Origin of the sequence: Dyella halodurans, assembly GCF_026283925.1 — a bacterium.
GTDB lineage: Bacteria > Pseudomonadota > Gammaproteobacteria > Xanthomonadales > Rhodanobacteraceae > Dyella > Dyella halodurans.
The window spans coordinates 66,942-90,760 of sequence record NZ_JAPDPF010000005.1; the positions used below are offsets into that span (position 1 = coordinate 66,942).

Below are 23,819 nucleotides of genomic sequence, written 5' to 3' on the forward strand. Positions count from 1 at the left end.
CAGATCCCTATGCCAAAAATCGAACGATTTCTGCTTCAAGCCGCCGCTTTACCAACGTCCATAGGCATCGGCGCCGCAAGCCCGGCACGGCGCACGCCGGCTCCATATGCGCAACGGGACCCGTTGCGCGCATCTCGCGTCGTCGTCGCTTGAACCCTATGTGGCCCGCTCCGCACATCGAGACTCTTGCGGAAGACGCCCTGCTGCTGCGTTTCGGCGAGACCATCGACGCAGCGGTCAATGCGCGTGTGCACGCGGCGGCAGCCCGCTTGCGCGAGCGGCTCGCCGGCGTCGAGTGCGTGCCGGCTTATGCGAGCCTGCTGCTGCGCTTCGATCCGGCGCAGTGGGAAGTCAGCGGCGCGATGGCGCCACATCACCGGATGGGCGAGCGGGTGATGGCGGCGTTGCAGGATCTGCCGGAAGGCGCCAACAGCGACCGCGAAATCGATATTCCTGTCTGCTACGGCGGTGAGGCGGGGCCGGATCTGGCAGCGCTCGCTGCCCATGCGAGGCTCACTCGCGACGAGGTGATCGCCCGCCACTGCGCGGCGACGTATCGCGTCGCCATGCTTGGATTCGCCCCCGGCTTTCCTTATCTGCTTGGGCTTGACCCGACCTTGGCGATGCCGCGTCGGAGCGATCCGCGCATCAGCGTGCCGGCCGGCAGCGTGGCCATCGGTGGCGAACAGACCGGCATTTATCCAGAAGCCTTGCCGGGCGGGTGGCAGCTGATCGGGCGCACGCCACTGCGCCTGTTCGATCTTCGCGCGGCTTCGCCGTCGCTGTTGCAGCCGGGAGATCGCGTGCGCTTCCGCGCCATCGGTGAAGACGAGTACCAACGGCTCGCCGCCGAGGCGCGCCGGTGAGCGTGATCGTCATCAAGCCGGGCCTGCTGAGCAGTCTGCAGGACGGCGGGCGCGTGGGTTATGCCGCACTCGGCGTGGGCAGGGCTGGCGCAGCGGACTGGCCTGCCTGGCGGTTGGCGAATGCACTGGTCGGCAATACCCGCGGCGAAGCCGCCTTGGAGTTCACCTTGATCGGTCCGACGCTGCGCTTCGAGCAGGCGACAGCGATCGCCCTGACCGGCGCACCGGTGGACGCGCGCGTCGGCGATCAGCGCCTACCGGGCTGGACGTGTTGCGTCCTGCCCGCTGGCAGCGTGCTGCACTTGGGCGGCATGCGACACGGTTGTCGCGGTTATCTGGCGGTGCGGGGAGGCTTCGCGGCGACGGCCGTGCTTGGCAGCCAGAGCACGGACTTGAATGCACGCATCGGCCCGCTCGACGGACGCGCCCTGCAAGCCGGCGACCGGCTTGAGCTGGGCGTCGCTGATCCCGCGCCGCTGCCTGGTTCGGCAGGGGCGCTGCGGGTGCTGCGCTGGGGAATCGATCCGCAACCCTGGTTCGACTACGGCCAGGTACGCTTGGCGCTGTCGCGTGGTCACCACTTCGACCGGCTCGACGACAACGCGCAGCAGGCGCTGTTCAAGGCGTCCTTCACCCTCAGCAAGGACAGCAACCGCGTCGGCAGCCGCCTGGATGGCCAGCGTCTGCATCTGCGTCAGCCGCTGGAGCTGATTTCCGAGGCGACCCTGCCGGGCACCCTGCAGCTGCCGCCTTCCGGCCAGCCGATCCTGCTGCAGGCCGAGGCGCCAGTCACCGGGGGCTATCCCCGTATCGGCCAGCTGGCGGCGGTGGACCTGCCACGGCTGGCGCAGCGACGGCCCGGCGATACCGTATGCTTCCGGGAGACCACCCTGGACGAGGCGGCGCAGCGGCTGGCCGCGCGCCGCTTGCGGCTGCAGCGCCTCCTCGACCACATCGAACGACGGTTGGATTTCGCATGACGCCTGACGTATTCAAGACCATCGACCTCAACAGCGACCTCGGCGAATCCTTCGGCGCATGGCGGATGGGCGACGATGCCGCCCTGCTCGCCGTGGTCAGCTCGGCCAATATCGCCTGCGGTTTTCATGCCGGCGATCCGGACATCATGCGGCACACGGTGTCGCTCGCAGTGGAGCACAACGTGGCGATCGGCGCCCACGTCTCGCTGCCCGACCTGCAGGGCTTTGGCCGCCGCGAAATGGCGGTGACGCCAAACGAAGCCTATGCGATGACGCTGTACCAGATTGGCGCCCTGCATGGATTCACCCGGGCCGCCGGCACGCGTCTGCGCCACGTGAAGCCGCATGGCGCGCTGTACAACATGGCCGCGCGCGACGCCGCGCTGGCGGACGCGATCGCACAGGCAACGCGTGATTTCGATCCCAGCCTGTGCCTGTTCGGCCTGGCCGGTTCCGCCCTGCTCAAGGCCGGCCGCGATGCAGGCTTGACGGTGGCCGCCGAAGCGTTCGCCGATCGCAGCTATCGCGCCGATGGCTCGTTGCAGCCGCGTCGCGAACCCGGTGCCGTGATTAGCGAGAGCGACCAGGCCATTGCCCAGGCCATGGCGATCGCGCGCGAGGGCAGCGTGCGTGCCGTCGATGGCCAGATCATCACGCTGCAGGCCGATACGTTGTGCGTGCATGGCGATGGCGCGCATGCGGTGGCATTCGCGCGCAGCCTGCATGCGGCACTGGAAGCCGCCGGCATGGTCGTCGCGGCCCCGCATCTCTCGGGCGCTCGTGCATGAATTACTGGCCCTTGCTTGGCGTCGCGGTGATCGTGATCGGCTTCGCCTTGCGCTTCAATCCGGTGCCGGTGGTGGTGTGTGCGGCCCTGGTCAGTGGCCTGCTGGCCGGCATGCACGTGCCCGACCTGCTGGCGCTGCTCGGCAGGAGCTTCGTGTCCAGCCGCATGCTGATGCTGTTCGTGCTGACCCTGCCAGCCATCGGCCTGCTCGAACATGCAGGCCTGCGCGAACACGCCCAACGCTGGATGGGGCGCTTGCGCGGACTGACCCTGGCGCGACTGTTGATCGGCTATCTGCTGGTGCGCGAGCTGTTGGCCATGCTCGGCCTCACCGGCGTCGCGGGCCACGCCCAGACCGTACGCCCGTTGCTGGCGCCGATGGGCGAGGGCGCGGTGGAGAAAATCCTGCCGATGGTGACCGACGCCGACCGTGACGAATTGCGTGCGGTGGCGGCGGCGACGGACAACATCGGGCGCTTCTTCGGTGAGGATGTCTTCATCGCGCTCGGCGCCGTGCTGCTGATCCAGGGCTTCTATGCGCAACACGGCATCGATCTGACGCCACTGTCGATCGCCTTGTGGGCTTTGCCCACGGCCATTGCCGCCTTTGTCATCCAGTCCGTGCGCGTTTGGCTGTACCAGCGTCGGCTGCTGCGTCGCGCGGCCCGCATGCGCGACGAGCAGGCCGCCTGAGCATGTTGCGCATCGAATACGCCTACTGGCTGATCGCGGCCCTGCTCGCCTACACCGGGCTGCGCAATCTGCGCGAACGGCACGGCTGGCGCGCAGCCTTCTGGCTGTTGCTGGGCGCGTTGTTCGGTGGCGGCGACTATGTGCTCGCGCAGCAGGCGGCGGGCAACCCGCTGCCGGCGCAAATCGCGGGCGTTAGCGTGATCGTGCTGGCCTTGCTGGCGCCACGGCTGCATCGACAGGCGCACGCGGACGGTGGCGATGCCCAGGCGCGCCTGCAATCCGCGCTACGCCTGGGCCACAAGCTGTTCGTGCCCGCGCTGTTGATTCCGCTGGTGACCTTGCTGGTGGCGCTGTTCGGCGCGTATCTGTCGATCGCCGGCCACGCGTTGTTCGCCAAGGCGCAGATGACCCTGACCGGGCTGGCGCTGGCTTGCGTGGTGGCCTTGCTGGCCGCGGCGAGGGTGGCGCGTGTGCCCGTGCGCCAAGGCATTGCGGAAGGCCGTCGCCTGCTCGATGCGATCGGCTGGGCGGCCTTGCTGCCGCTGCTGCTGGCAGCCCTCGGCGAGGTATTCACGCACAGCGGCGTGGGCGCCGCCATCGCCGCCCTGGCCAGCAACAACCTGCCCACCGGCAGCGCGCTCGCCTGCCTGCTGGTATTCGCGCTGGGCATGGTGTTGTTCACCGTGATCATGGGCAACGCGTTTGCGGCGTTCCCGGTGATGATGGCCGGCATCGGCTTGCCGCTGCTGATCCATCAGCACGGCGCAAACCCGGCGATCCTGGGCTCGATGGGCATGCTATGCGGCTATTGCGGCACCTTGCTGACGCCGATGGCCGCCGACTACAACCTGGTGCCGGCCGCACTGCTGGAGCTGCGCAACCCTTACGGGGTGATTCGCGCCCAGGTGTGGAGCGCCGTATCCATCTTCATCGTCACGTTTCTGATGATGTGGATGCTGGTATTCCGTTGATGGGCAGAGACCGGCCACGATGAGCAAGCCACCACGTATCCTGCTGACGGGCTTCACCCCGTTCGGCAACGAAGTCATCAATCCATCCTGGGAAGCCGTGCGCCTGTTGCACGACCAGCGCATTGCGGATCACCGCGTCGTTGCGCATCTGCTGCCGACGGCCTTCGAGGACTCGCGCCGCGAGCTGGAAGCGGTCGTGCACGAGGTGGAGCCGAGCATCCTGCTTGGCGTCGGCCAGGCCGGTGGCCGCAGCCGCTTGTCGATCGAGCGGGTGGCCATCAACGTGCAGGATGCGCGCCTGCCGGACAACACCGGTGCGCAGCCGATCGACGAAGCCGTGGTTCCGGGCGGGCCGGCGGCGTACTTCAGCACCTTGCCGATCAAGGCCATGCTCGCCGCGCTGCAGGCCGAAGGCCTGCCGGTGGAGATCTCGAATACGGCCGGCACCTTTGTCTGCAACCACATCGCCTATCTGATGTTGCATGAGGCGGCTCAACGCCAGGGCATGCGCGCGGGCTTCATGCATATTCCCTATCTGCCGGAACAGGCCGTGCGCCTGCCGCAGGCGCCGAGCATGGCCAAGGACGACGTGGTGCGCGCCCTGACCGTGGTCCTGCGCGTCGCGGCCCGCCAGGTCATCGATGACCGGCTCGGCGCAGGCACGCTGGACTGATGACTCGACCTCATGCCGGCGTCGGCCACGCCATCAGCATGCGTGATGCACTGAAGCCCCATGCTGCAGTCGAAATACGAACCGGGTCGCCAATGGATCCGACGTTGCCATCAGGGTGCCGCCGTGCGCCTTGGCAATTTCCGACGAGATGAACAAGCCCAGCCCGAGGCCCGGCCTCGGTTCGGCGAAGGTGCCTCGCGTGAACGGCTGGAACAGGCGGCCCAGGGTCTCCGGCGCAATCGGCGCGCAGGCATTTTCCACCGCGACCTCAAAGGCGGACGCGTCGCTGCTCAAGCTGACCTTGACCGGTGCATCCGCGATGCCGTGAACGAGTGCGTTCGACAGCAGGTTGCACAGAAGTTGGGCCACGCGCTGGCGATCGCACAGGACCGGATGCCGTAGCGAGATGGTCAGCTCGATGCGGCGATCCGGATAGATGCTGCGCACCTCGGAGACCACATGTTCCAGGGACACGGCCAGCTCGTCGCTGACTTCGGGCTGGACGGCGATGCCTTCGCCGAGACGGCCCCTGGCGAAATCCAGCACGTTGTGGGTGAGTTCGCCGATGCGCCGGCACGTCGCCAGGATATGCCGCGTCAGCCGCAGGTCGCTGTCACTGACCAGGGTGGAACTGAGGTGTTCCGCGCACACGATGATCGATTGCAGCGGATTGCCCAGGTCATGCCCGAGGACGGCGACAAACTGCTCGCGCAGCTTGGCCGTCTCCTGCGCATCCAGCAACGCGGCTTCCGCCCGGTGACGCCGCAGCTCCGCTTCGAACTGCGCGGCGATCAGCGTAGTGAACAGCTCGAATGTCTTGAGGATATTAGGGTCGTCCAGCTTGGCCGGGGCCGGATCGATGGCGCAGAGCGTTCCAAAAAACGAGCCATCGGAAAGGATGATGGGTATCGAGACATAGCTTTCGAAGCCATACATCTTCGGCGTCGGGTGGCCGGAAAAATAGGGATGTTCGCTGGCGCGGCCAAACACCACCGGTCGCTGGTGCTCGCGGATTTCGTTGCAGATGGTGGTGCCCAGATCCAGCTCGTCGCCCGGCTTCAGGCCGAAATCCATGCGGTCGTAGACCGCACACGCGGTCCAGCTTCGATCGGTGACCCGGGCCACCGCGGTGAATCCCATGCCGGTGGTGTGCGCCACCACCTCGAGGATCCTGGGTATCGCCTCCAATCGTCCAATCAGCGCTACGGCGTGATCGGCGTCGATAGACTGCATAACATGGCCCCCGGCGCAGGTTTGCCGGAGTCTAGCGCTTTGTTCAGGCGCTGCCGATGCGACTTTCGATAGTCCCGGCAAGCGGATTTGCGCTTTCACACAGGCGGCACAGAGTTGCCTTTAGGTTGTGGCGGTGACGGCCCCAGGGCGGGACCGCGCATCAAACACGCAGGGGAGGACAGGTTCGCGCCGATGGCCGTTCAGGCGGGCCGGGCGACCATGCCATGACCTGTTCGAGTGCGAGAAGAACACCTTGGCCGAGGAGGTTCGATTGCCCCGTTCCACCGCCAGAGTCCGCCGCCTTGTTGCACCGACGACGGCGTGGGTGCTTGCGCTCGCCTGCGTGGCATGCAGCAGGACGGAGCAGACGCCGGGAGGCGCGGGCCAGCCCGTGACCGTCCTGGTCACCACCGTCACCGCGTCGCCGACGCCCAATATCGTGGAGCTTCCGGGCCGCATCGAGGCTGTGCGCACGGCGGAAGTGCGTGCGCGCGTCGACGGCATCGTCGAACGCCGGCTCTACCAGGAAGGTACCGACGTGGCCGCCGGGGCGCCGTTGTTCCAGATCGACGCACGCGACTACCGCGCCCAGTTGCAGCAAGCCCAGGCGACCTTGCAACGCACCGAGGCGGTACAGGTCAATGCTGCCGCGGTGGTCGCGCGCTTCAAGCCGCTGGTGCAGCGGCAGGCAGTGAGCGCGCAGGAATACGAGGAGGCCGTGGCCTCGCTGCAGCAAGCCCAGGCCAATGTGTCGGACGCGCACGCCCAGGTGGACCTGGCGCAGTTGCGCCTCGATCGTTGCATCGTCACGGCGCCGATCGCCGGCCGCGTGGGGCGTGCCCAGGTGACCGAGGGCGCCCTGGTCAGCGGCAGCGCAGCGACCCTGCTCACCCAGGTCAATCAGCTGTCGCCGATCAGCGCCGTGTTCACCCAGTCGAATACGTCGCTGCTCGACTTCCAGCAGCTGGTGGCGTCGGGCGCGCTCAAGGCGGCCGACCGCAAGCATGTCGAAGTGCAGCTGATACTGGCGAACGGGCAGGAGTACGGCGAGCGCGGGTTCCTGGACTTCACTGACCTGGTAGTTGAGCCGTCCACCGGCACGCAGACCGTGCGCGCCCAGTTCGCCAATCCGGCACGCACTCTGCTGCCGGGTCAGTTCGTACGCGGACGCATCGTCACCGGCACGCTCAAGTCGGGTATTCGCGTGCCCGAACGGGCTATTCAAATCGACAACGGCGCAGCCAGCGTGGCCATCGTCGCCGACGATGGCTCGGTGGTGCGCCGAAACGTGGAACTGGGGGCGCAGGACGGCGGCGAGTGGATCATTCTCGATGGCTTGAAGACCGGTGAGCGCGTCATCGTCGACGGCTGGCACAAGGTCCAGCCGGGGATGCGCGTGAACGCCCAGCCGGCACCGGCTTCGCCGCCGCCCACGCACTGAGCGGACGCCGCCGATGAATCGCTTCTTCGTCTACCGCCCGGTGTTTGCCTGGGTCATCGCCTTGTTCGTGACCCTGTTCGGCGTCATCGCCATCATGCTGTTGCCGGTCGAGCAATATCCCGATGTGGCGCCACCCTCGCTCACGGTGTCGGCCAGCTACAGCGGCGCCGACGCACAGACGCTCGACCGCTCCGTCACCTCGATCATCGAAAACGAGATGAACGGCATCGAGAACTTTCTCTACATGTCCTCGACCAGCCGCTCCAACGGCACCGTGCAGATCACCGTCACGCTGCAGCCAGGAACTGATCTCGACACCGCGCGTTCGCAGGTGCAGGACCGCCTGAGCCGGGTCGAGCCGCGCCTGCCGCAGGAGGTGCGCCAGCTCGGCATCACCGTGACCAAGTCCTCGTCCGGCTTCCTCATGTTGATCGCACTGCAATCGACGGATGGCACGACCGACGCCGTGGAAATGGGCAACTTCGCCTCCAACAACATCGTCAACGAACTACGCCGCATTGGTGGCGTGGGCGATGTGCAGTTGTTCGGCTCGTCCTACGCGATGCGCATCTGGCTTGATCCGAACAAGCTGGCGGGGCTCGGCCTGTCGGCCAGCGAGGTGCTGACCGCCGTGCGCGAACAGAACAGTCAGACCGCGGGCGGTGGACTGGGCGACCAGCCGATTGCGCCAGGCTCCGAATTCAATGCCCAGATCGTCACCCAAAGCCGCTTCACCACACCCGAGCAATTCCGCCAGATCATCGTGCGCGCGAACCCGGATGGCTCGACCGTGCGGGTAGGCGACGTCGCGCGGGTGGAACTGGGCAACGACAGCTACGGCTTTCGGCTGACGGTGAACGGCAAGGAGTCCGCCGGCATGGCGATCCAGCTCGCCAGTGGCGCCAATGCGTTGGCGGTGGCGACCCAGGTACGCCGGCGCATGACGGAATTGCAGCCGATCTTTCCGCGTGGCGTGGTGTGGGCGGTGCCGTTCGATACCACGCCCTTCATCACCACCTCCGTGCACGGCGTGCTGCGCACGATGGTCGAGGCGCTGCTGCTGGTAACCGTGGTGGTGTTCCTGTTCCTGCAGACCTGGCAGGCCACGTTGATTCCCACCCTGGTGGTTCCGATCGCGCTGATCGGCACCTGCTGCGGCCTGTATCTGTTCGGTCTGTCGATCAACATCCTCTCGCTGTTCGGCATGGTCGTGGCCATCGGCATCCTCAACGACGACGCCATCGTGGTGGTGGAAAACGTGTCGCGCGTGATGCGCGAAGAAGGCCTCAATGCACGCCAGGCGACGGTCAAGGCGATCGGGCAGATCTCCGGTGCCGTGATCGGCAGCACCCTGGTGCTGGTCGCGGTATTCGTGCCGATGGCATTTTTTCCGGGTTCCACCGGCGGTATCTACCGGCAGTTCTCGGTCACGTTGACCGTGTCGATTTTCCTTTCCACCGTGCTCGCGCTGACCCTTGGTGCGGCCTTGTGTGCGGCCCTGCTCAAGGGTGAAGCGGAACCCACGCCGAACGCCGCGCCAGCCCCGCGCAACGCAGCGGCGCGGATGCTGCAGCGGGTGTTCGGCGCGTTCAACCGTGGCCTGGATGCGGCGACGGTGACGTATGTCCGTGGCGTCGACGTCATGCTGCGCGCGCCGGTGCGCTGGCTGCTGGTGTTTGTCATCGCGTGCGTGGTCACGGTGTTCCTGTTCATGCGGCTGCCAGGAGGTTTCCTGCCTACCGAGGACCAGGGGCATATTTTCGTCTCCTATACCGGCGCGCCAGGTTCCACCGTGGGGCGCACCCAGCACGCGGTCGACCAGGTCGAGGCGTTCCTGCGCCGGCAGCCGCAGGTCCGCAACATCGCCACGGTGACCGGCTTCAGCTTCTTCGGCCAGGGCCAGTCGGCGGCGCTCTCGTTCGTGGACCTGCAACCCTGGGACGAGCGCCCCGGCGTCGAAAACTCGGCGAGCGCCCTGGTCCAGCGCAGCAACGCGGCGTTCCGGCAAATCCCCGAGGCGATGATTTTCGCGCTGGACCCTCCGGCGATTCCGTCGCTGGGCAACGCGACCGGCTTCACCATGAAGATCCAGGATCGCGGCGGGGCCGGCGCCGCCGCCCTGCAGCAGGCAGCCATGCGCATCATGATGGAGGCGGCGCAGAGCCCCGTGCTGATGGGCGTGCGCTCGGAGGGCCTGCCCGCGGCGCCGCAGCTCTATGTCGAGATCGATCGGGTCAAGGCGCGTGCGCTGGGACTGCAGATTGGCCAGGTGAACCAGGCCCTGTCGCTGGCGTTCGGCTCCAACTACGTCAACGACTTCCTCTACGAAGGCAATGTGCTGCGCGTGTTTCTGCAGGCCGATGCGGCGCAGCGCATGCGCCCGGAGGACGTGAGCGCGCTGCGGTTGCGTAACGACCACAACGAGATGGTGCCGTTTTCGGCATTCACGCGGGTGCACTGGATTTCCGGACCGCAACAGCTCGAACGCTATAACGGCTTTCCCTCCGCCACTATTTCGGGCCAGGCCGCGGCCGGCCAGTCGAGCGGCGCGGCGCTTGCCGAGATGGAGCGCATCGCCAAACGCGTGCTGACCGGCAACCTCAGCTACGAATGGACCGGCACCGCCTTTGAGGAGCAGCAGGCGGCCGGGCAGATCGGCATGCTGCTGGGGCTGTCCTTGATTGTGGTGTTCCTGCTGCTGGCGGCGCTTTACGAAAGCTGGGCGATCCCGGCGGCAGTACTGCTGATCATTCCGTTCGGCGTGATGGGCGCGGTGCTGCTGACCATGGCGCGCGGCATGTCCGCCGACGTCTATTTCAATATCGGCCTGATCACCATCATCGGCCTGGCGGCAAAGAACGCCATCCTGATCGTCGAGTTTGCGATCAAGGAAGAGGCCGAGGGCAAGGACCCGATCACGGCGGTGAAGAACGGTGCACAGCAGCGCCTGCGTCCGATCCTGATGACCAGCATCACCTTTGTGCTTGGCATGATGCCGCTGGTGCTGGCGACTGGGGCGGGTGCGGCAAGCCGGCGGGCGGTCGGTACCGGCGTGATGGGCAGCATGCTCACCGCCACCTTGTTCGGCATCTACTTCACGCCACTGTTCTACGTGGCGGCGCGCCAGTGGCTGAGCCGCAAAAAGCGCTACAGCGAGGAGGACGATCTGGCGGCACTTCCAGCGGAGCCTCCCGGGCCGCGTGGAGGTCCGGGCGATGCGTAGAAGCCTCGTACTGGTCGTCGCCTGCGGCGTGCTGGCGGCCTGCAATCTCGCGCCGACCTATCGTCAGCCCGAGTTGCCGGTGGACGACCATTTCGACGCGAGCGAGGCGCCCACGCCCGACGGTGGCCATCTCGCCACGGAGATTGGCTGGCAGGCGTTCTTTGGCGATCCCCAGCTGAAGTTTCTTATCCTCGCGGCGCTCGAGCACAACCGCGATCTCGCCGCCTCGGTGGCGCGCATCGAGCAGGCACGCGCGCTGTATCGCATCCAGCAGGCCCAGCGCCTGCCGCAGGTCAACGCCAGCGGCGGGGTTACCAGGACGGAAGCGCCCTTGGGTTCGTTCGATCCGGAATTTGCAGACAGTCGCGCGACGGTGATCTTCAACCAGTACAACGTGCAGGTCGCGGTGACCTCGTTCGAGCTGGATTTCTGGGGGCGCGTCAAGAACCTGAGCGAGGCCGCGCGCCACCGCTATCTGGCGACGGTGGAGGCGCAGCAGGCGTTTCGCCTGTCCCTGATCAGCAATGTGGCGGCCACCTATTACGCGATTCGCGCAGGCGAGGAAGGCATCGAGCTGGCCGAGCGCACGGTAAAGAGTCGCCAGTACGCCCTGGACATCGCCCGGCTCCGCCTCGACGCCGGCGTGACCTCGAAGGTGGATTATGAGCAGGCGGCGATTCTCGTCACGCAGGCGCAGACGCAACTGGCGGAATTGCAACGAACCACCGGGCAACTGCGCAACCAGCTGATGATCCTGGTCGGCGGCCCAGTCGCCGGCCCGCTGCCCGCCGGGCGTTCAATCGAGGACCCTGGTCAGTTCGCCGAACTCGATGCGGGGCTGCCCTCCGCACTGCTCACGCATCGCCCGGACATCCGCCAGGCGGAGCAGCAACTGCGCGCCGCCGACGCCGACATCGGGGCTGCACGTGCCGATTTCTTTCCGCGCATCGCGCTCACCGGCAGTTACGGTTATGCCTCGTCCGAACTCAGCGAGCTGTTCTCGCGCGACAAGCGGTCATGGTCCGTCGGAGGCTTGATCAGCCTGCCCATCTTCGATGCGGGCCAGCGGCGGGCGCAGCTCGGCCAGGCCCAGGCGCGACGGGATGAACTGGTGGCGACCTACCAGCGGGCCGTGCAGACCGCCTTCAGCGAGGTATCCGACGCGCTGATTGGCCGGCAGCGCTACAAGGAGCAGATCGCGGCGCAGGAACGGGCGGTGGAAGCGCAGCGACGGCTGGCGGAAACCGCCGAGCTTCGCTACCAGAACGGTATCTCGATCTACCTCGAAGTGGTCGATGCGCGACGCAACCTGTTCTCCGCCGAGCAGGAGCTGATCCAGCTGCGCGCGACCGCGCTGCAGAACGGCGTCTCCCTCTACGTCGCCCTGGGCGGTGGCTCGGAGGCGCCGTGAGGCGTGGAACGGCGCGGCCGTCCCAAGGCACGGGGCCATGGATCGAGGCGGCTGGGTGTGCAAGCCGGACGCAGGAAGCGCAGCATGTTCGACATCGTTCCGGATATCTCGTCCGGTGCGATCAATCACTTGAGGAGACATCCCATGTTGGATTGGCCTGAATACCGCAACGAACTGATGGGTCGGATTGGCGAGATCGGCAAGCTGAGTCCGGGCACGCTGGCTGGCTATCAGACGCTTTCCAGCGCCGGCCAGAAGACCGGGCACCTGGATGCGAAGACGCGAGAGTTGATCGCACTTGCTGTGGCCGTCACCACGCGCTGCGATGGGTGTATCACGGTGCATACGGCGGAAGCGCTCAAGCATGGCGCCAGCAAGGAAGAGATTGCCGAAGCCCTCGGTGTCGCCGTGGCGCTGAACGCCGGCGCAGCGCTGGTCTATTCGGCCCGCGTCATGGACGCCGCGGCCGCATATGGCCGTGCCGCAACCGCTTGATGGCTGGCATCGCCGATCGGCCAGGCCGACGGTTTTGCCTTGGCGAGGGCGGTAGCGGCATCGATGCGGTCAGCGCGTGCTCGCCGAGCGCGCGCTGGTGGCTGCGCGCTGCAATAGCAGGTTGCGTTCGCGCGTGTTGCGGGTGAGCGACGCGGCGCGCTCGAATTCCTCGCGTGCCTCGGCATGGCGACCCAGCTTGCCGAGCAGGTCGCCGCGCACGCTGGGCAGCAGGTGATAGTGGCGCAGCAGGGGTTCGTCGCGCAGTTCATCCGCCATCGCCAGGCCTGTAGCGGGCCCGAACGCCATGGCGTGCGCAACCGCGCGATTCAATGCGACCACCGGTGAAGGCAGGCGTTGGGCCAGGATGTCGTACAAGCCGGCGATGCGCGACCAGTCGGTTTCGTCGGCCGAGCGCGCCCGCGCGTGACAGGCGGCGATGGCGGCCTGCAAGGTGTAAGGGCGTTCGGCCCCGCCCAGGCTTTCGGCACGCGCGAGCGCGTCGAGCCCGCGCCGGATCAGCAACTGGTCCCAGCGCCCGCGGTTCTGCTCGCCGAGCAGGATCGGTTCGCCGCCAGGCCCCGTGCGTGCCGCCGTGCGCGAGGCCTGGATCTCCATCAAGGCCAGCAGGCCGTGGACCTCCGGTTCGGCGGGTGCCAGGCCAACCAGCACGCGGCCCAGGCGCATCGCTTCCTCGCATAGGGTCGGGCGCATCCAGTCGTCGCCAGCGGTGGCGGCATAGCCTTCGTTGAAGATCAGGTAGACGACTTCGAGCACGGAGGCGAGGCGCACACTCAACTCGTCGCCGCGCGGCACCTCGAACGGCACCTGGGCCTGGCTGAGCGTGCGTTTGGCGCGCACGATGCGCTGCGCCACGGTGGGCTCGGGCACCAGATAGGCGCGCGCGATTTCCGTGGTGGTCAGGCCCCCGAGCAGGCGCAAGGTCAGCGCCACGCGCGCCTCAGTGGACAGCACCGGATGACACGCCGTGAACACCAGGCTCAGCAGGTCGTCACCAATCGGGTCGTCGAGCATGACATCGGGGTCCACGATGGACGCTTCCAGCTGCGCCTCGATTTCCTGCGTCAGCGCATATGCCTTGCGCTGATGCAGGGCGTGGCGACGCAACTGGTCGATCGCGCGGTGCTTGGCCGTGGTCATCAGCCAGGCCCCGGGCTTGTGCGGCACGCCGATCGTCGGCCATTGCTCCAGGGCGGCGACCAGGGCGTCCTGCGCCAGTTCCTCCGCCAGGCCCACGTCGCGCACGATGCGGGCGAGGCCGGCAATCAACCGCGGCGATTCGATGCGCCAGACCGCGTCGATGGTGCGATGGATGTCGGTGGTCGTCATGGCCACCGATCACAGCACCGCCTCATCGACAACGCAAGTTCACGCGCAGGTCCCGGCCAGCTCAGGGAGGCGACATCACCATCCAGTGCACGCCGAAGCGGTCTTTCAACATGCCGAAGCCGGAGGAGAAGAAGGTCTTGCTCAGCGGCATCACGATCTCGCCGCCCTCCGCCAGCGCATGGAAGCTGCGCTTTGCTTCGGCGGCGTCGGCGACGGTGAGCGACAGCGAGAAACCGCCGAAATGCGCCTCGCCCTTGCACTCGCCATCCGAGGCCATGAACGCCGTCTCGCCGACCTCGACATGGGCATGCATGATCTTCTGTGCATTGGCCGGGTCGATCGTGGGAGGACCGTGCCCTTCCGGACTTTCACTGAAGCGCATCAAGCGTGACTTGGCGCCGATGGCCTTCTCGTAGAAAGCCAGCGCCTCCTCGCAGCGACCGTCGAAGAACAGATAGGGCTGTACGAGCATGATCTTCCTCCTGCTGACATTTGAGCCTGTCCCACTCCCCCGCCTGGCTGGCGTCGGGCGGGGGAACAAGCGGCTAGGCGCGGTCGCCGATCTGTTCGCGCATGCGTGCTTCCTGCTCGCGCAGCTCCGGCGTGCATTCGACGCCGAAATCCTCGGCCTCGAAGACCTGGCGGATTTCCACGTCCGAATCGATGCCATCAAACGGATTGGGCGCACGCTTCAGCCACTCGATCGCTTCTTCCAGCGACGCGACCTGGATCAGCCAGAATCCGGCAATCAGCTCCTTGGTTTCGGCGAAAGGTCCATCGATCACCGTGCGCTGGTCGCCCGCATAGCGGATGCGCACACCGCGGGCGCTCGGATGCAAGCCTTCCGCGGCCAGCAGCACGCCAGCCTTGACCAGTTCCTCGTTGAAGCGGCCCATGTCTGCCAGCAGTTTTTCGCTTGGCATCTCGCCGGCTTCGGAGCTCTTGGTCGCACGTACCATCACCATGAATCGCATCGTCGTCTCTCCATCGGGTTGCAGGGCGAGCCACCGCCAGCCTTGGGGGCCAGACCCCGCGGGACTCTCACCTGATCGTCGAACGAGGTGAGCCGGAATCGACATCGACCCATGACTTTCGACATCGCCATCACCGGCGACCGGCACAGGTGGGCCCGGCCGCAACCGGCGGAGCATGCACCCGCCACCGTCAGCGGGTCGTGAGATGCGGGTTGTGGATGGGCTTCAGCGCACGGCCAAGGCCAGCACGATGCCGATCCACAGGACCATGCCCAGCCAGTTGTTGTTGCGGAATGCCGTAAGGCAGGCATCGCGCTCGCGCTTGCGGATCATCCACAACTGGTGGCCGAACTGGCCCGCCGCGGCGACCAGGCTCAGCCAGTACGGCCAGCCCAGCGCGGCGCGCTGGCCGACAAACAACATCGCCAGCAGGAAGGTGGCCATCAGGATGCCGAGGATGGGCAGGTCCGCATCGCCAAACAGGATCGCGGTGGATTTGGCGCCGGCCTTGAGGTCGTCGTCGCGATCGACCATGGCGTACTCGGTGTCGTAGACCACCGACCACAGGATATTGGCGATGAACAGCAGCCAGCCCACGGGCGGCACAGTGTGGGAAACCGCGGCAAACGCCATCGGTATCGACCAGCCGAAGGCCGCACCCAACACCACCTGGGGCAGGTGGGTGTAGCGCTTGGTGAATGGGTAGATCGCGGCCAGCGCAGCGCCGGCAAAGGACAGCTTGATGGTCAGCGCATTGGTGAACAGCACCAGCACGAACGACAGCGCCAGCAGGCTCACGAAGATGATCAAGGCTTCGCGCGGCGTCACCCGTCCCGAGGCAATCGGTCGGCCCGCCGTGCGCGCCACCTGCGGGTCCAGCTTGCGGTCCGCGAAATCGTTGATCGCGCAGCCGGCGGCGCGCATGGCGAACACACCCAGGGTGAAGATCACCAGCAGCTTCACCGGCGGAAAATCAGACGCGGCGAGCCATAGCGCCCACCAGGTCGGCCACAGCAGCAAGAGCGCGCCGATGGGGCGATCCATGCGGGTCAGCACCAGGTAGTCGCGCGCCTTGCTGCGATAGGCCTCAGGCAACTTCTGCAGGATCCAGTCGAGCACGCGCGTGGCACGCGTGGAGCTGTCCGCCGGGCGTGGTGGCACGGCGGCCTTCACCGGCGTGACGGGGCGCTGCCGTGGACCGGTCGACTGAGACGGGTTGCGCCGCTGGCGCTTGCGTGAGGAAGAAGCCATTGCCCAAGTTTAGCGTGGCCTGCCCGGCGCCGTGGCGTGACGCAGCACCGATTTGCCAGCGATCGCTGCACGATTTTGTCGTCGCCTTGTCACATGCGGACCTACACTCGGGGCTTCCCGTGGACCGGACCCAGGTCGTGCCATGCCCCAGATGCTCAGCCATATTGCCCTGATCGTCGCCGATCCCCTGCGCACGGCGCATCTGCTTACCGGGGTATTCGAGGATGCCCGCATCACGCGTGAGCTGGACGCCGAGGACAGCCACCCCTCGATGACGGTGCGCCTGGCCGGCCTGGATTTCGAGCTGATCCGTGGCGCTGGTCCGGCCGCGCGCAATGGTGACCATATCGCGTTCCAGGTCAGCAAGGCGGAACAACAGGCCTGCGCGGAGCGGCTGACGGCCCTGGCCCTGGATTTCGACATGGCGCGGCGGGATACGGCGCTGTACTTCAGCGACTACGACAACCATGTGTTCGAGTTGGACGTGGTTGAGGCGTGATGGGCGAGGCAAGTTGTTAGCGGCCCTCATCAGGCCGTCACCCCTCCAAACATCGTCATCCCCGCGAAAGCGGGGATCCAGCGCCTCTCGTCGTAGCCACCAAAGTCACGGGATGACTTGCTGCGCTCGCCCCTTCGGGGCCGCCCTACGTGCGTTCTGCGCGCTTCGCGCTTGTCCCGCTTTCGCGGGGATGACGGTACTAACAGGTTATGAAGTACTGAAGCGGCACCAAATCACGCTCTCAACAACAACCGATACGCCGCATTGTCGCTCTCATCCCGAAACGGATATCCAAGCGCGTCGAGGAAGGATTGGAATAGCGGCCGCTCGTCGCTCGGTACCTGAATGCCAACCAGGATGCGCCCGTAGTCGGCGCCCTGGTTGCGGTAATGGAACAGGCTGATATTCCAGTCCGGATGCATATGGCCGAGAAAGCGCGTGAGTGCGCCGGGCCGTTCGGGAAACTCGAAGCGATAGAGCAGTTCATCGTTCGCCAGCGGCGTGCGCCCGCCAATCATATGGCGCAGGTGCAGCTTGGCCAGTTCGTCGTCGGTGAGATCGAGCACGCCAAAACCATGTTCGCGAAACGCGTCGATCAGGGTCCCGCGCTCATCCCCACGGGTGGTCTGCACGCCGACGAAGATATGCGCTTCAGCGGCATTGCCGATGCGGTAATTGAATTCGGTGATGCTGCGCTGGCCCAATGCCGCGCAGAAGCGACGGAAACTGCCGCGCTCCTCGGGAATGGTGACGGCAAACACCGCCTCGCGTTGCTCACCCACCTCGGCGCGTTCCGCCACGAAGCGTAAGCGATCGAAATTGAGGTTCGCGCCGGAAACGATGGCCACCATCGGCTCCGCCGAGGCGCCGTGCGTCGCCACGTACTGCTTGAGACCGGCCAGGGCCAGCGCGCCGGCGGGTTCCGGCACGCTGCGCGTGTCCTGGAACACGTCGCGAATGGCCGCGCAAATTGCGTCGGTATCCACCCGCAGCATGGCATCGACATACTGGCGGCACAGCTCGAAGGTGAGATCGCCCACGCGCTTCACTGCCGTGCCATCGGCGAACAAGCCGACCTCGGCCAAGCTGACGGGCGTGCCGGCTTCAAGTGACTGCGCCATGGCGTCGGAATCGCAGGTCTGCACGCCAATCACTTTCACATCGGGCCGCAATGCCTTGATATAGCCGGCAACGCCGGCCAGCAAACCGCCGCCGCCCACCGGCACGAACACCGCATGCAGCGGGCCCGGATGCTGGCGCAGGATCTCCATGCCCACGGTGGCTTGTCCCGCGATCACCGCCGGATCGTCGAACGGATGCACGAAGGTGTAGCCGTGTTGCGCCTGCAGCTGCGCGGCGGCGGCCTGCGCATCGCTATACGAATCGCCGACCAGCACCACTTCGACCTGGGCGCCGCCGAGACGACGCACAGCATCCACCTTGACTTGCGGCGCCGTCACCGGCATCACGATCACTGCGTGCACGCCAAGCCTCGCGGCGGCCAACGCCACGCCTTGCGCATGATTGCCGGCCGACGCCGCGATCACGCCACGCGCGCGTTGCGCTGCGTCGAGGCCGGCCATGCGGTTGTAGGCACCGCGCAGCTTGAACGAGAACACCGGCTGCTGGTCCTCGCGCTTGAGCAGCACGCGCTGGCCGAGCCGGGCGGACAGCAACTGCGCCGGTTGCAGCGCGGTTTCGCGCGCCACGTCGTAGACGCGCGCACCCACCGTCTGGCGCAGCAACTCGTGCTCGCCGAACGTGGTCGGTGTCACCTGTTCGGCGAGGACGCTCATGGAGTCGTCGTCACCGCGGGGTGACTGACCTCGATCACGTCGACCAACTTGCGCGTCTGCTTGATGATCTGCTCCACCGTCTCGTCGGCGCCGTGCATCACCAGGGTGAGTTGCGATACCGCGGGGTCCTGCGTGGCGGCGACGGTCAAGGTATCGATATTGCAATGACGCGCGGCAAACAGGCCGGCCACGCGCATCAGGGCGCCGGATTCGTTCTGCAGCAGGATGGAAAGCGTGTGTTTCATGGCGGTGCTCCGTGAGCCTGAGTACGCGTCATACCGATGTTTGCCGGGACGACGGTCTAGAACATGTCGGATGGCGAATCTCCAGGCGTTTCCGCCACCGCGCGCGACGGAATGAAGTCGCCGGTGATCATTTGCGCATACGTCGCGCCCGGCCCCACCATCGGGTAGACGCCGGCATCCGTATCGATCATCACCTCGAGGAAGGCTGGGCCATCGAAGGCCAGGAAGTCGGCGATCGTGTCCGCCAGCTCTTCCTTGCGCTCCAGGCGCCTGGCCCATTCGAAGCCATCGGCCTGCGCGGCCTTGATGAAGTCCTTCTTGTGCAGGCTCTTGTCGGACGAGGCAAAGCGGCCGCGGAAAAACAGCTTCTGCCACTGCCGCACCATGCCGTCGCCGATGTTGTTGAGCACCACCACCTTCACCGGCAGGCCATAGGTGGTGACGGTTTCCAGCTCGCCCAGGTTCATGCGGATGCTGGCATCGCCATCGATATCGATGACCACCGCATCGCGTCGCGCAAACTGGGCGCCGATCGCGGCCGGCAGGCCGAAGCCCATCGTGCCCATCGAGCCGGAGGTGAGCCAATGGCGCGGCTCACGGAAATCGAAGTACTGCGCCGCCCACATCTGGTGCTGGCCCACGCCGGTACTGATGATGGCGCGGCCCTGGGTGTGGTGGTTGATCGCCTCGATCACCGCCTGCGGCTGGATCAGCGCGCTCGCGCGATCGTAATTGAGTGCGTGCGTTTGCTTGAGTGCGGCGATATGCGCATGCCACGGGGCGTAGCGGCCATCCGCGGCAAAATGCAGTCCGTGGCGCGCGCCGTACTGTTGCAGCCGCGACAGCGTGCGATCCAGGTCGCCATGGTGGTGCCACTGCACGGTCTTCACCTTGCCGATCTCGGCTGGGTCGATGTCGATCTGCGCGATGAAACGTGCATTCGGCGCGAAGCGATCCGGCACGCTGGCGACGCGATCGTCGAAGCGCGCGCCCAGTGCCAGCAGGAAATCACAATCTTCCACAGCGTAGTTCGCATACGCCGTGCCATGCATGCCGAGCATGTGCAGGGCCAGCGGCTCGGTGGTGTCGAACGCGCCGATGCCCATCAGCGTGGTCGTCACCGGCAGGCCGAACTGCTGCACGAAGGCGCGCAAGGTCGCCGCCGACTCGCCTGCGATGATGCCGCCGCCGGCATAGATCAGCGGACGCTTCGCTTTCGCCAGCGCGTCGAAGAACGCCGCGCACTGGGCGTCTTCGAGCCTTGCGTGCTCAATTGCATGCTGGCGGGCGCGGTAGCCGGGAATCGGCAGGCGACCCTCGCCGGCGAAGGTCAGCGCGGTGTTCTGCACGTCCTTCGGGATATCCACCACCACCGGACCGGGACGGCCACTGCGCGCGATCTCGAACGCGGTGCGCAGCGTCTCCTCCAGACGTGCGGGCTCGGTGAGCAGGAAGACGTGCTTGGCGCAGGCACTCATGATGTTGCTGACCGGCGCCTCCTGGAAGGCATCGCTGCCCAGCGCCGCGGTGGCGACCTGGCCGCAGATCACCACCATCGGCACCGAATCGGCCATGGCGTCGCGCACCGGCGTGACCATATTGGTGGCACCGGGACCGGAAGTGACGATGGCCACGCCCACCGTGCCCGACGCGCGTGCGTAACCCGCCGCCATGAAGCCTGCACCCTGTTCGTTCGCGGGCACGATCAGCGGCATCGGTTCACCGCCATTTGGCGACAGGTGGGTGGCGTTGTAACGGAACACCGCGTCGTACACCGGCAGAATCGCGCCGCCCGAATAGCCGAACAGCACGTTGACGCCTTCGTCGGCAAGTACCTGCACCACCACCTCCGCGCCGCTCATGGTCTGGCCGGAGAGCGGGTGGGTGGAGTCCGGCGCGGGAATCTCCTTTTGCAATGGCAGGTTCACGATGGTCGCGCTTCCTTGGATATCGCCGCTGGCGCGGCGCTTGGAATATTTGAATGGCTTGTCAAAAAAGCTCCCTCCGCTGCACGTCCCGAACGAGGGAATCCCTTCGGGCGCAGGGAGGGTTGACGAGAGGCAACAGCCTGCGGGAACAGCACCCCCTCCTAAGCTCCCCCTGCACGACCCGCATGAGACGGGCAGGGGGAGGACACAACGATTAACCGACCTTTTTCAGCGGCTCGGCAGCTGACTTGGGCGCGTTCGCCTGCAGCCACGGCATGCGCGCACGCAGCTTGGCGCCGACCTGTTCGATTGGATGCTCGAGATCGGCCTGCTTGAACTTCTTGTAGTTCGGCAGGCCGGCCTGGTGCTCGGCAATCCAGTTGCGCGCGAAGGTGCCGTCCTGGATGTCCTTGAGCACGTCCTTCATGCGCGCCTTGGTGCCGGCGTCGATCACGCGCGGGCCGCTGACGTAGTCGCCGTACTGCGCCGTCTCGGAGACGAACTCCAGCATGCGGGCGATGCCGCCCTCGTAGAACAGGTCGACGATCAGCTTCAGTTCGTGCAGCACTTCGTAATAGGCGATTTCCGGCTGGTAGCCGGCTTCCACCAGGGTCTCGAAACCGGCCTGCACCAGCGAGCTGGCGCCACCGCACAACACGGCCTGTTCGCCGAACAGATCGGTCTCCGTCTCTTCCTTGAAGTCGGTCTTGATCAGCAGTGCGCGACCGCCGCCGATGCCGTCGGCATAGGCCTTGGCCTTCGCTTCGGCGTGGCCGCTGACGTCCTGATGGATGGCCCAGATCGAGGGCACGCCGCGCCCGATTTCATACTCGCGGCGCACCAGCGCGCCCGGGCCCTTCGGCGCCACCAGGATCACGTCGATGTCGGCGCGCGGCTCGATCTGCTTGAAGTGCACGTTGAAGCCGTGCGCGAACAGCAGGGCGGCGCCGGGCTTGATGTTCGGTGCGATGGACTCGCGATACAGCGCCGGCTGCACCATGTCCGGGGTCAGCACGGCGACCAGGTCGGCGTCCTTCACCGCATCGCCGGGTTCGGCCACGGTGAAGCCTTCGGCGCGGGCCTTTTCCCACGAGGGGCCGTTCTTGCGCAGGCCCACCACGACGTCGAGGCCGGAGTCACGCAGGTTGAGGGCATGGGCACGGCCCTGGCTGCCGTAGCCGAGTACGGCGATGCGGGCCTTGGCGAGTGCGTCGTTCGAGGTCTGGCTGGTCATGCGGTGACTCCTGCGTTCGTGTCTTCGTGGACGGTGTTGGAAGGATGGGCTGCGGAGGTGCTGCGTGATGCGGAGAGCTGGGTGACGGCGCCGTCCGAAGCGGAGCCGACCAGGCGCGCGTACTTGGCCAGTGCGCCACGGGTGACCTTGGGTGCCGGCGGCTGCCAGCTGGCGCGGCGCGCGGCGAGATCGGCGTCGGTGCTGATCTCGCGCGTATCGGCATCGATACGGATGCGATCGCCGTCGCGCAGCAAGGCAATCGGGCCGCCACGTACAGCCTCGGGCGAGATGTGGCCGACCATGTAGCCGTGGGTGGCGCCGGAGAAGCGGCCATCGGTGATCAGCGCGACGTCGTCGCCCAGGCCGCGGCCGACCAGCGCGGCGGTGACGCCGAGCATCTCGCGCATGCCAGGGCCGCCCGCGGGACCTTCGTTGCGGATGACGATGATGTCGCCCTTGGCGATGCTGCCACCCTGCACGGCGGCGAACGCCTGCTCCTCGCTTTCGAACACGCGAGCGCGCCCTTCGAAATGATTGGCGCCCTTGCCGGCGAGCTTGAGGATGCAGCCTTCCGGCGCGAGGTTGCCGTACAGGATCGAATAGCCACCGCGCGGCTTCAGCGGCTGCGTCACTGCATGCACCACGTCCTGCTGCGCGGCACGCGGCGCGGCCGCGGCTTCTTCGAACAAGCTGCGGCCGGTGATGGTGGGGGCATCGTCGAGCATGCCCGCGGCGATCAGTTCCTGCGCCACGCGCGCGCTGCCACCGGCACCGAACATTTCGACGGCGGTATAGCGGCCACCAGGCAACAGGTCGGCGACCACCGGCGTGTGCTTGGAGGCGGGCTCAAAATCTTCCAGCGTCCACGGCGTGCCGGCTTCGCGGGCGATTGCCAGCAGGTGCAGCACGGCATTGGTGGAGCCTGCGGTGGCGGCAACCATGCGTGCCGCATTGCGGAACGCCGTGGTGGTAAGCATGGCGCGTGGCGTGCGGCCTTCCTTAAGACATTCCATCACCAGCTCGCCGCAGCGATACGCGGCCGCGGTCTTGGCCGGATGCGTGGCCGGAATATCGTTGAAGCCCATCGGCGACAGGCCCAGCGTGGACAGCACCATCGCCATGGTGTTGGCGGTGAACTGGCCGCCACAGGCACCGGCGCCCGGGCAGGCATCGCGCTCGACCGAGGTCAGCTCCGCGTCGTCGATCTTGCCCGCGCCATGCGCGCCCACCGCTTCGAACACCTGCTGGATGGTGATCGGGTGGTTGTCGTGGGTGCCATGCGCAATGGTGCCGCCGTACAGCGCCACGCTGGGAATATCCAGGCGCGCCATCGCCATCGCGGCGGCGGGGATGGTCTTGTCGCAGCCGCACAGCACCACCATCGCATCCAGGCAATGGCCATCGACCGCGAGTTCGATGGAATCGGTGATCACTTCGCGACTGATCAGCGAGGCACGCATGCCCGGCGTGCCCATGGCAATGCCGTCGGTCACGGCAATGGTGTTGAACTCGACCGGCGTGCCGCCCGCGGCACGAATGCCGGCGGCCACATGTTCGGCCAGCTCGCGCAGGTTGAGGTTGCACGGGCTGACGTTGGACCACGTATGCACCACCGCCACCAGGGGCTTGGCGATGGCGGCATCGTCCATGCCGGTGGCGCGAAGCATGGCGCGGGCGGGTGCGCGATCGGGCCCGGTCTTGATGAGATCACTGCGCATGAGGTTTCCGGGTTGAAGAGAAGGGCAGCATCGGGGCCGCGTTGGTGAAGGAGT

General features: G+C 66.5%; 21 protein-coding genes. 11 read left to right on the top strand and 10 right to left on the bottom strand.

Features of this window, described 5'->3' with window-relative positions; genetic code table 11:
- Positions 1-158: 158 nt before the first annotated feature.
- Genes pxpB through pcp form a run of 6 tightly spaced genes read left to right on the top strand, consistent with a single transcriptional unit; the run spans position 159 to position 4,970 of the window.
- Complete coding sequence (gene pxpB / locus OUZ49_RS11240) at positions 159-866, top strand: 5-oxoprolinase subunit PxpB (protein WP_266150797.1); 708 nt, start codon at positions 159-161, stop codon at positions 864-866.
- Entirely contained in the window at positions 863-1,846 is a 984-nt protein-coding gene (locus OUZ49_RS11245; RefSeq protein WP_266150500.1) for a 5-oxoprolinase subunit C family protein, read from the top strand. The genes pxpB and OUZ49_RS11245 overlap by 4 nt, the downstream gene beginning before the upstream one ends.
- On the top strand, positions 1,843-2,634 hold the full coding sequence (locus OUZ49_RS11250; protein ID WP_266150501.1) for a LamB/YcsF family protein: 792 nt from the start codon (positions 1,843-1,845) through the stop codon (positions 2,632-2,634). Before OUZ49_RS11245 ends, OUZ49_RS11250 begins: the two co-directional genes overlap by 4 nt.
- A complete protein-coding gene (locus OUZ49_RS11255; RefSeq protein ID WP_266150502.1) occupies positions 2,631-3,326 on the top strand; it encodes a DUF969 domain-containing protein in 696 nt (231 codons plus the stop codon). Before OUZ49_RS11250 ends, OUZ49_RS11255 begins: the two co-directional genes overlap by 4 nt.
- Before the next feature lie 2 nt (positions 3,327-3,328).
- Entirely contained in the window at positions 3,329-4,297 is a 969-nt protein-coding gene (locus OUZ49_RS11260; RefSeq protein ID WP_266150504.1) for a 5-oxoproline transporter, DUF979 family subunit, read from the top strand.
- Between the two features lie 19 nt (positions 4,298-4,316).
- A complete protein-coding gene (gene pcp, locus OUZ49_RS11265) occupies positions 4,317-4,970 on the top strand; it encodes a pyroglutamyl-peptidase I (protein WP_266150505.1) in 654 nt (217 codons plus the stop codon).
- A 33-nt stretch (positions 4,971-5,003) separates the two neighbouring features.
- On the opposite strand, the gene OUZ49_RS11270 is transcribed toward pcp, so the two are convergent.
- Positions 5,004-6,203: a GAF domain-containing sensor histidine kinase gene (locus tag OUZ49_RS11270; protein ID WP_266150506.1), complete on the bottom strand. Its 1,200-nt coding sequence runs from the start codon at positions 6,201-6,203 to the stop codon at positions 5,004-5,006.
- 271 nt (positions 6,204-6,474) lie between these two features.
- Here OUZ49_RS11270 and OUZ49_RS11275 point away from each other — a divergent pair, with 271 nt between their 5' ends.
- The 4 genes from OUZ49_RS11275 to OUZ49_RS11290 all read left to right on the top strand — a co-directional run bounded on the left by OUZ49_RS11275 (position 6,475) and on the right by OUZ49_RS11290 (position 12,773).
- Entirely contained in the window at positions 6,475-7,644 is a 1,170-nt protein-coding gene (locus tag OUZ49_RS11275) for an efflux RND transporter periplasmic adaptor subunit (RefSeq protein ID WP_266150507.1), read from the top strand.
- A gap of 13 nt (positions 7,645-7,657) precedes the next feature.
- Positions 7,658-10,867 carry a multidrug efflux RND transporter permease subunit gene (locus OUZ49_RS11280; protein WP_266150508.1) on the top strand — a complete coding sequence of 1,070 codons (3,210 nt, stop codon included), beginning with the start codon at positions 7,658-7,660 and terminating at the stop codon, positions 10,865-10,867.
- A complete protein-coding gene (locus OUZ49_RS11285) occupies positions 10,860-12,278 on the top strand; it encodes an efflux transporter outer membrane subunit (RefSeq protein ID WP_266150509.1) in 1,419 nt (472 codons plus the stop codon). Before OUZ49_RS11280 ends, OUZ49_RS11285 begins: the two co-directional genes overlap by 8 nt.
- Positions 12,279-12,422: 144 nt before the next feature.
- The gene (locus tag OUZ49_RS11290) at positions 12,423-12,773 is read left to right on the top strand and encodes a carboxymuconolactone decarboxylase family protein (protein WP_266150510.1); all 351 of its coding nucleotides are present in this window, start codon (positions 12,423-12,425) and stop codon (positions 12,771-12,773) included.
- A 69-nt stretch (positions 12,774-12,842) separates the two neighbouring features.
- Here OUZ49_RS11290 and OUZ49_RS11295 read toward each other — a convergent pair whose 3' ends face one another.
- The 4 genes from OUZ49_RS11295 to ubiA all read right to left on the bottom strand — a co-directional run bounded on the left by OUZ49_RS11295 (position 12,843) and on the right by ubiA (position 16,213).
- Positions 12,843-14,120: an RNA polymerase sigma factor gene (locus OUZ49_RS11295; protein WP_266150511.1), complete on the bottom strand. Its 1,278-nt coding sequence runs from the start codon at positions 14,118-14,120 to the stop codon at positions 12,843-12,845.
- A gap of 61 nt (positions 14,121-14,181) precedes the next feature.
- On the bottom strand, positions 14,182-14,592 hold the full coding sequence (locus tag OUZ49_RS11300) for a VOC family protein (RefSeq protein ID WP_266150512.1): 411 nt from the start codon (positions 14,590-14,592) through the stop codon (positions 14,182-14,184).
- A 73-nt stretch (positions 14,593-14,665) separates the two neighbouring features.
- On the bottom strand, positions 14,666-15,094 hold the full coding sequence (locus tag OUZ49_RS11305; protein ID WP_266150513.1) for a YciI family protein: 429 nt from the start codon (positions 15,092-15,094) through the stop codon (positions 14,666-14,668).
- A gap of 225 nt (positions 15,095-15,319) precedes the next feature.
- Positions 15,320-16,213, bottom strand: coding sequence for a 4-hydroxybenzoate octaprenyltransferase (gene ubiA, locus OUZ49_RS11310; protein ID WP_266150798.1), 894 nt, complete (start codon positions 16,211-16,213; stop codon positions 15,320-15,322).
- Between the two features lie 274 nt (positions 16,214-16,487).
- On the opposite strand from ubiA, the gene OUZ49_RS11315 reads away from it, so the two are divergent.
- Complete coding sequence (locus tag OUZ49_RS11315; RefSeq protein ID WP_266150514.1) at positions 16,488-16,844, top strand: VOC family protein; 357 nt, start codon at positions 16,488-16,490, stop codon at positions 16,842-16,844.
- 233 nt (positions 16,845-17,077) lie between these two features.
- Here OUZ49_RS11315 and ilvA read toward each other — a convergent pair whose 3' ends face one another.
- The 5 genes from ilvA to ilvD form a co-directional block, all read right to left on the bottom strand.
- Complete coding sequence (gene ilvA / locus OUZ49_RS11320) at positions 17,078-18,640, bottom strand: threonine ammonia-lyase, biosynthetic (protein WP_266150515.1); 1,563 nt, start codon at positions 18,638-18,640, stop codon at positions 17,078-17,080.
- Entirely contained in the window at positions 18,637-18,885 is a 249-nt protein-coding gene (gene ilvN / locus OUZ49_RS11325) for an acetolactate synthase small subunit (RefSeq protein WP_266150516.1), read from the bottom strand. Before ilvN ends, ilvA begins: the two co-directional genes overlap by 4 nt.
- A 56-nt stretch (positions 18,886-18,941) precedes the next feature.
- On the bottom strand, positions 18,942-20,747 hold the full coding sequence (gene ilvB, locus OUZ49_RS11330) for a biosynthetic-type acetolactate synthase large subunit (protein ID WP_266150799.1): 1,806 nt from the start codon (positions 20,745-20,747) through the stop codon (positions 18,942-18,944).
- Between the two features lie 280 nt (positions 20,748-21,027).
- The gene (ilvC, locus tag OUZ49_RS11335; protein ID WP_266150517.1) at positions 21,028-22,047 is read right to left on the bottom strand and encodes a ketol-acid reductoisomerase; all 1,020 of its coding nucleotides are present in this window, start codon (positions 22,045-22,047) and stop codon (positions 21,028-21,030) included.
- A complete protein-coding gene (ilvD, locus tag OUZ49_RS11340; protein WP_266150518.1) occupies positions 22,044-23,765 on the bottom strand; it encodes a dihydroxy-acid dehydratase in 1,722 nt (573 codons plus the stop codon). The genes ilvC and ilvD overlap by 4 nt, the downstream gene beginning before the upstream one ends.
- Positions 23,766-23,819 lie beyond the last annotated feature (54 nt).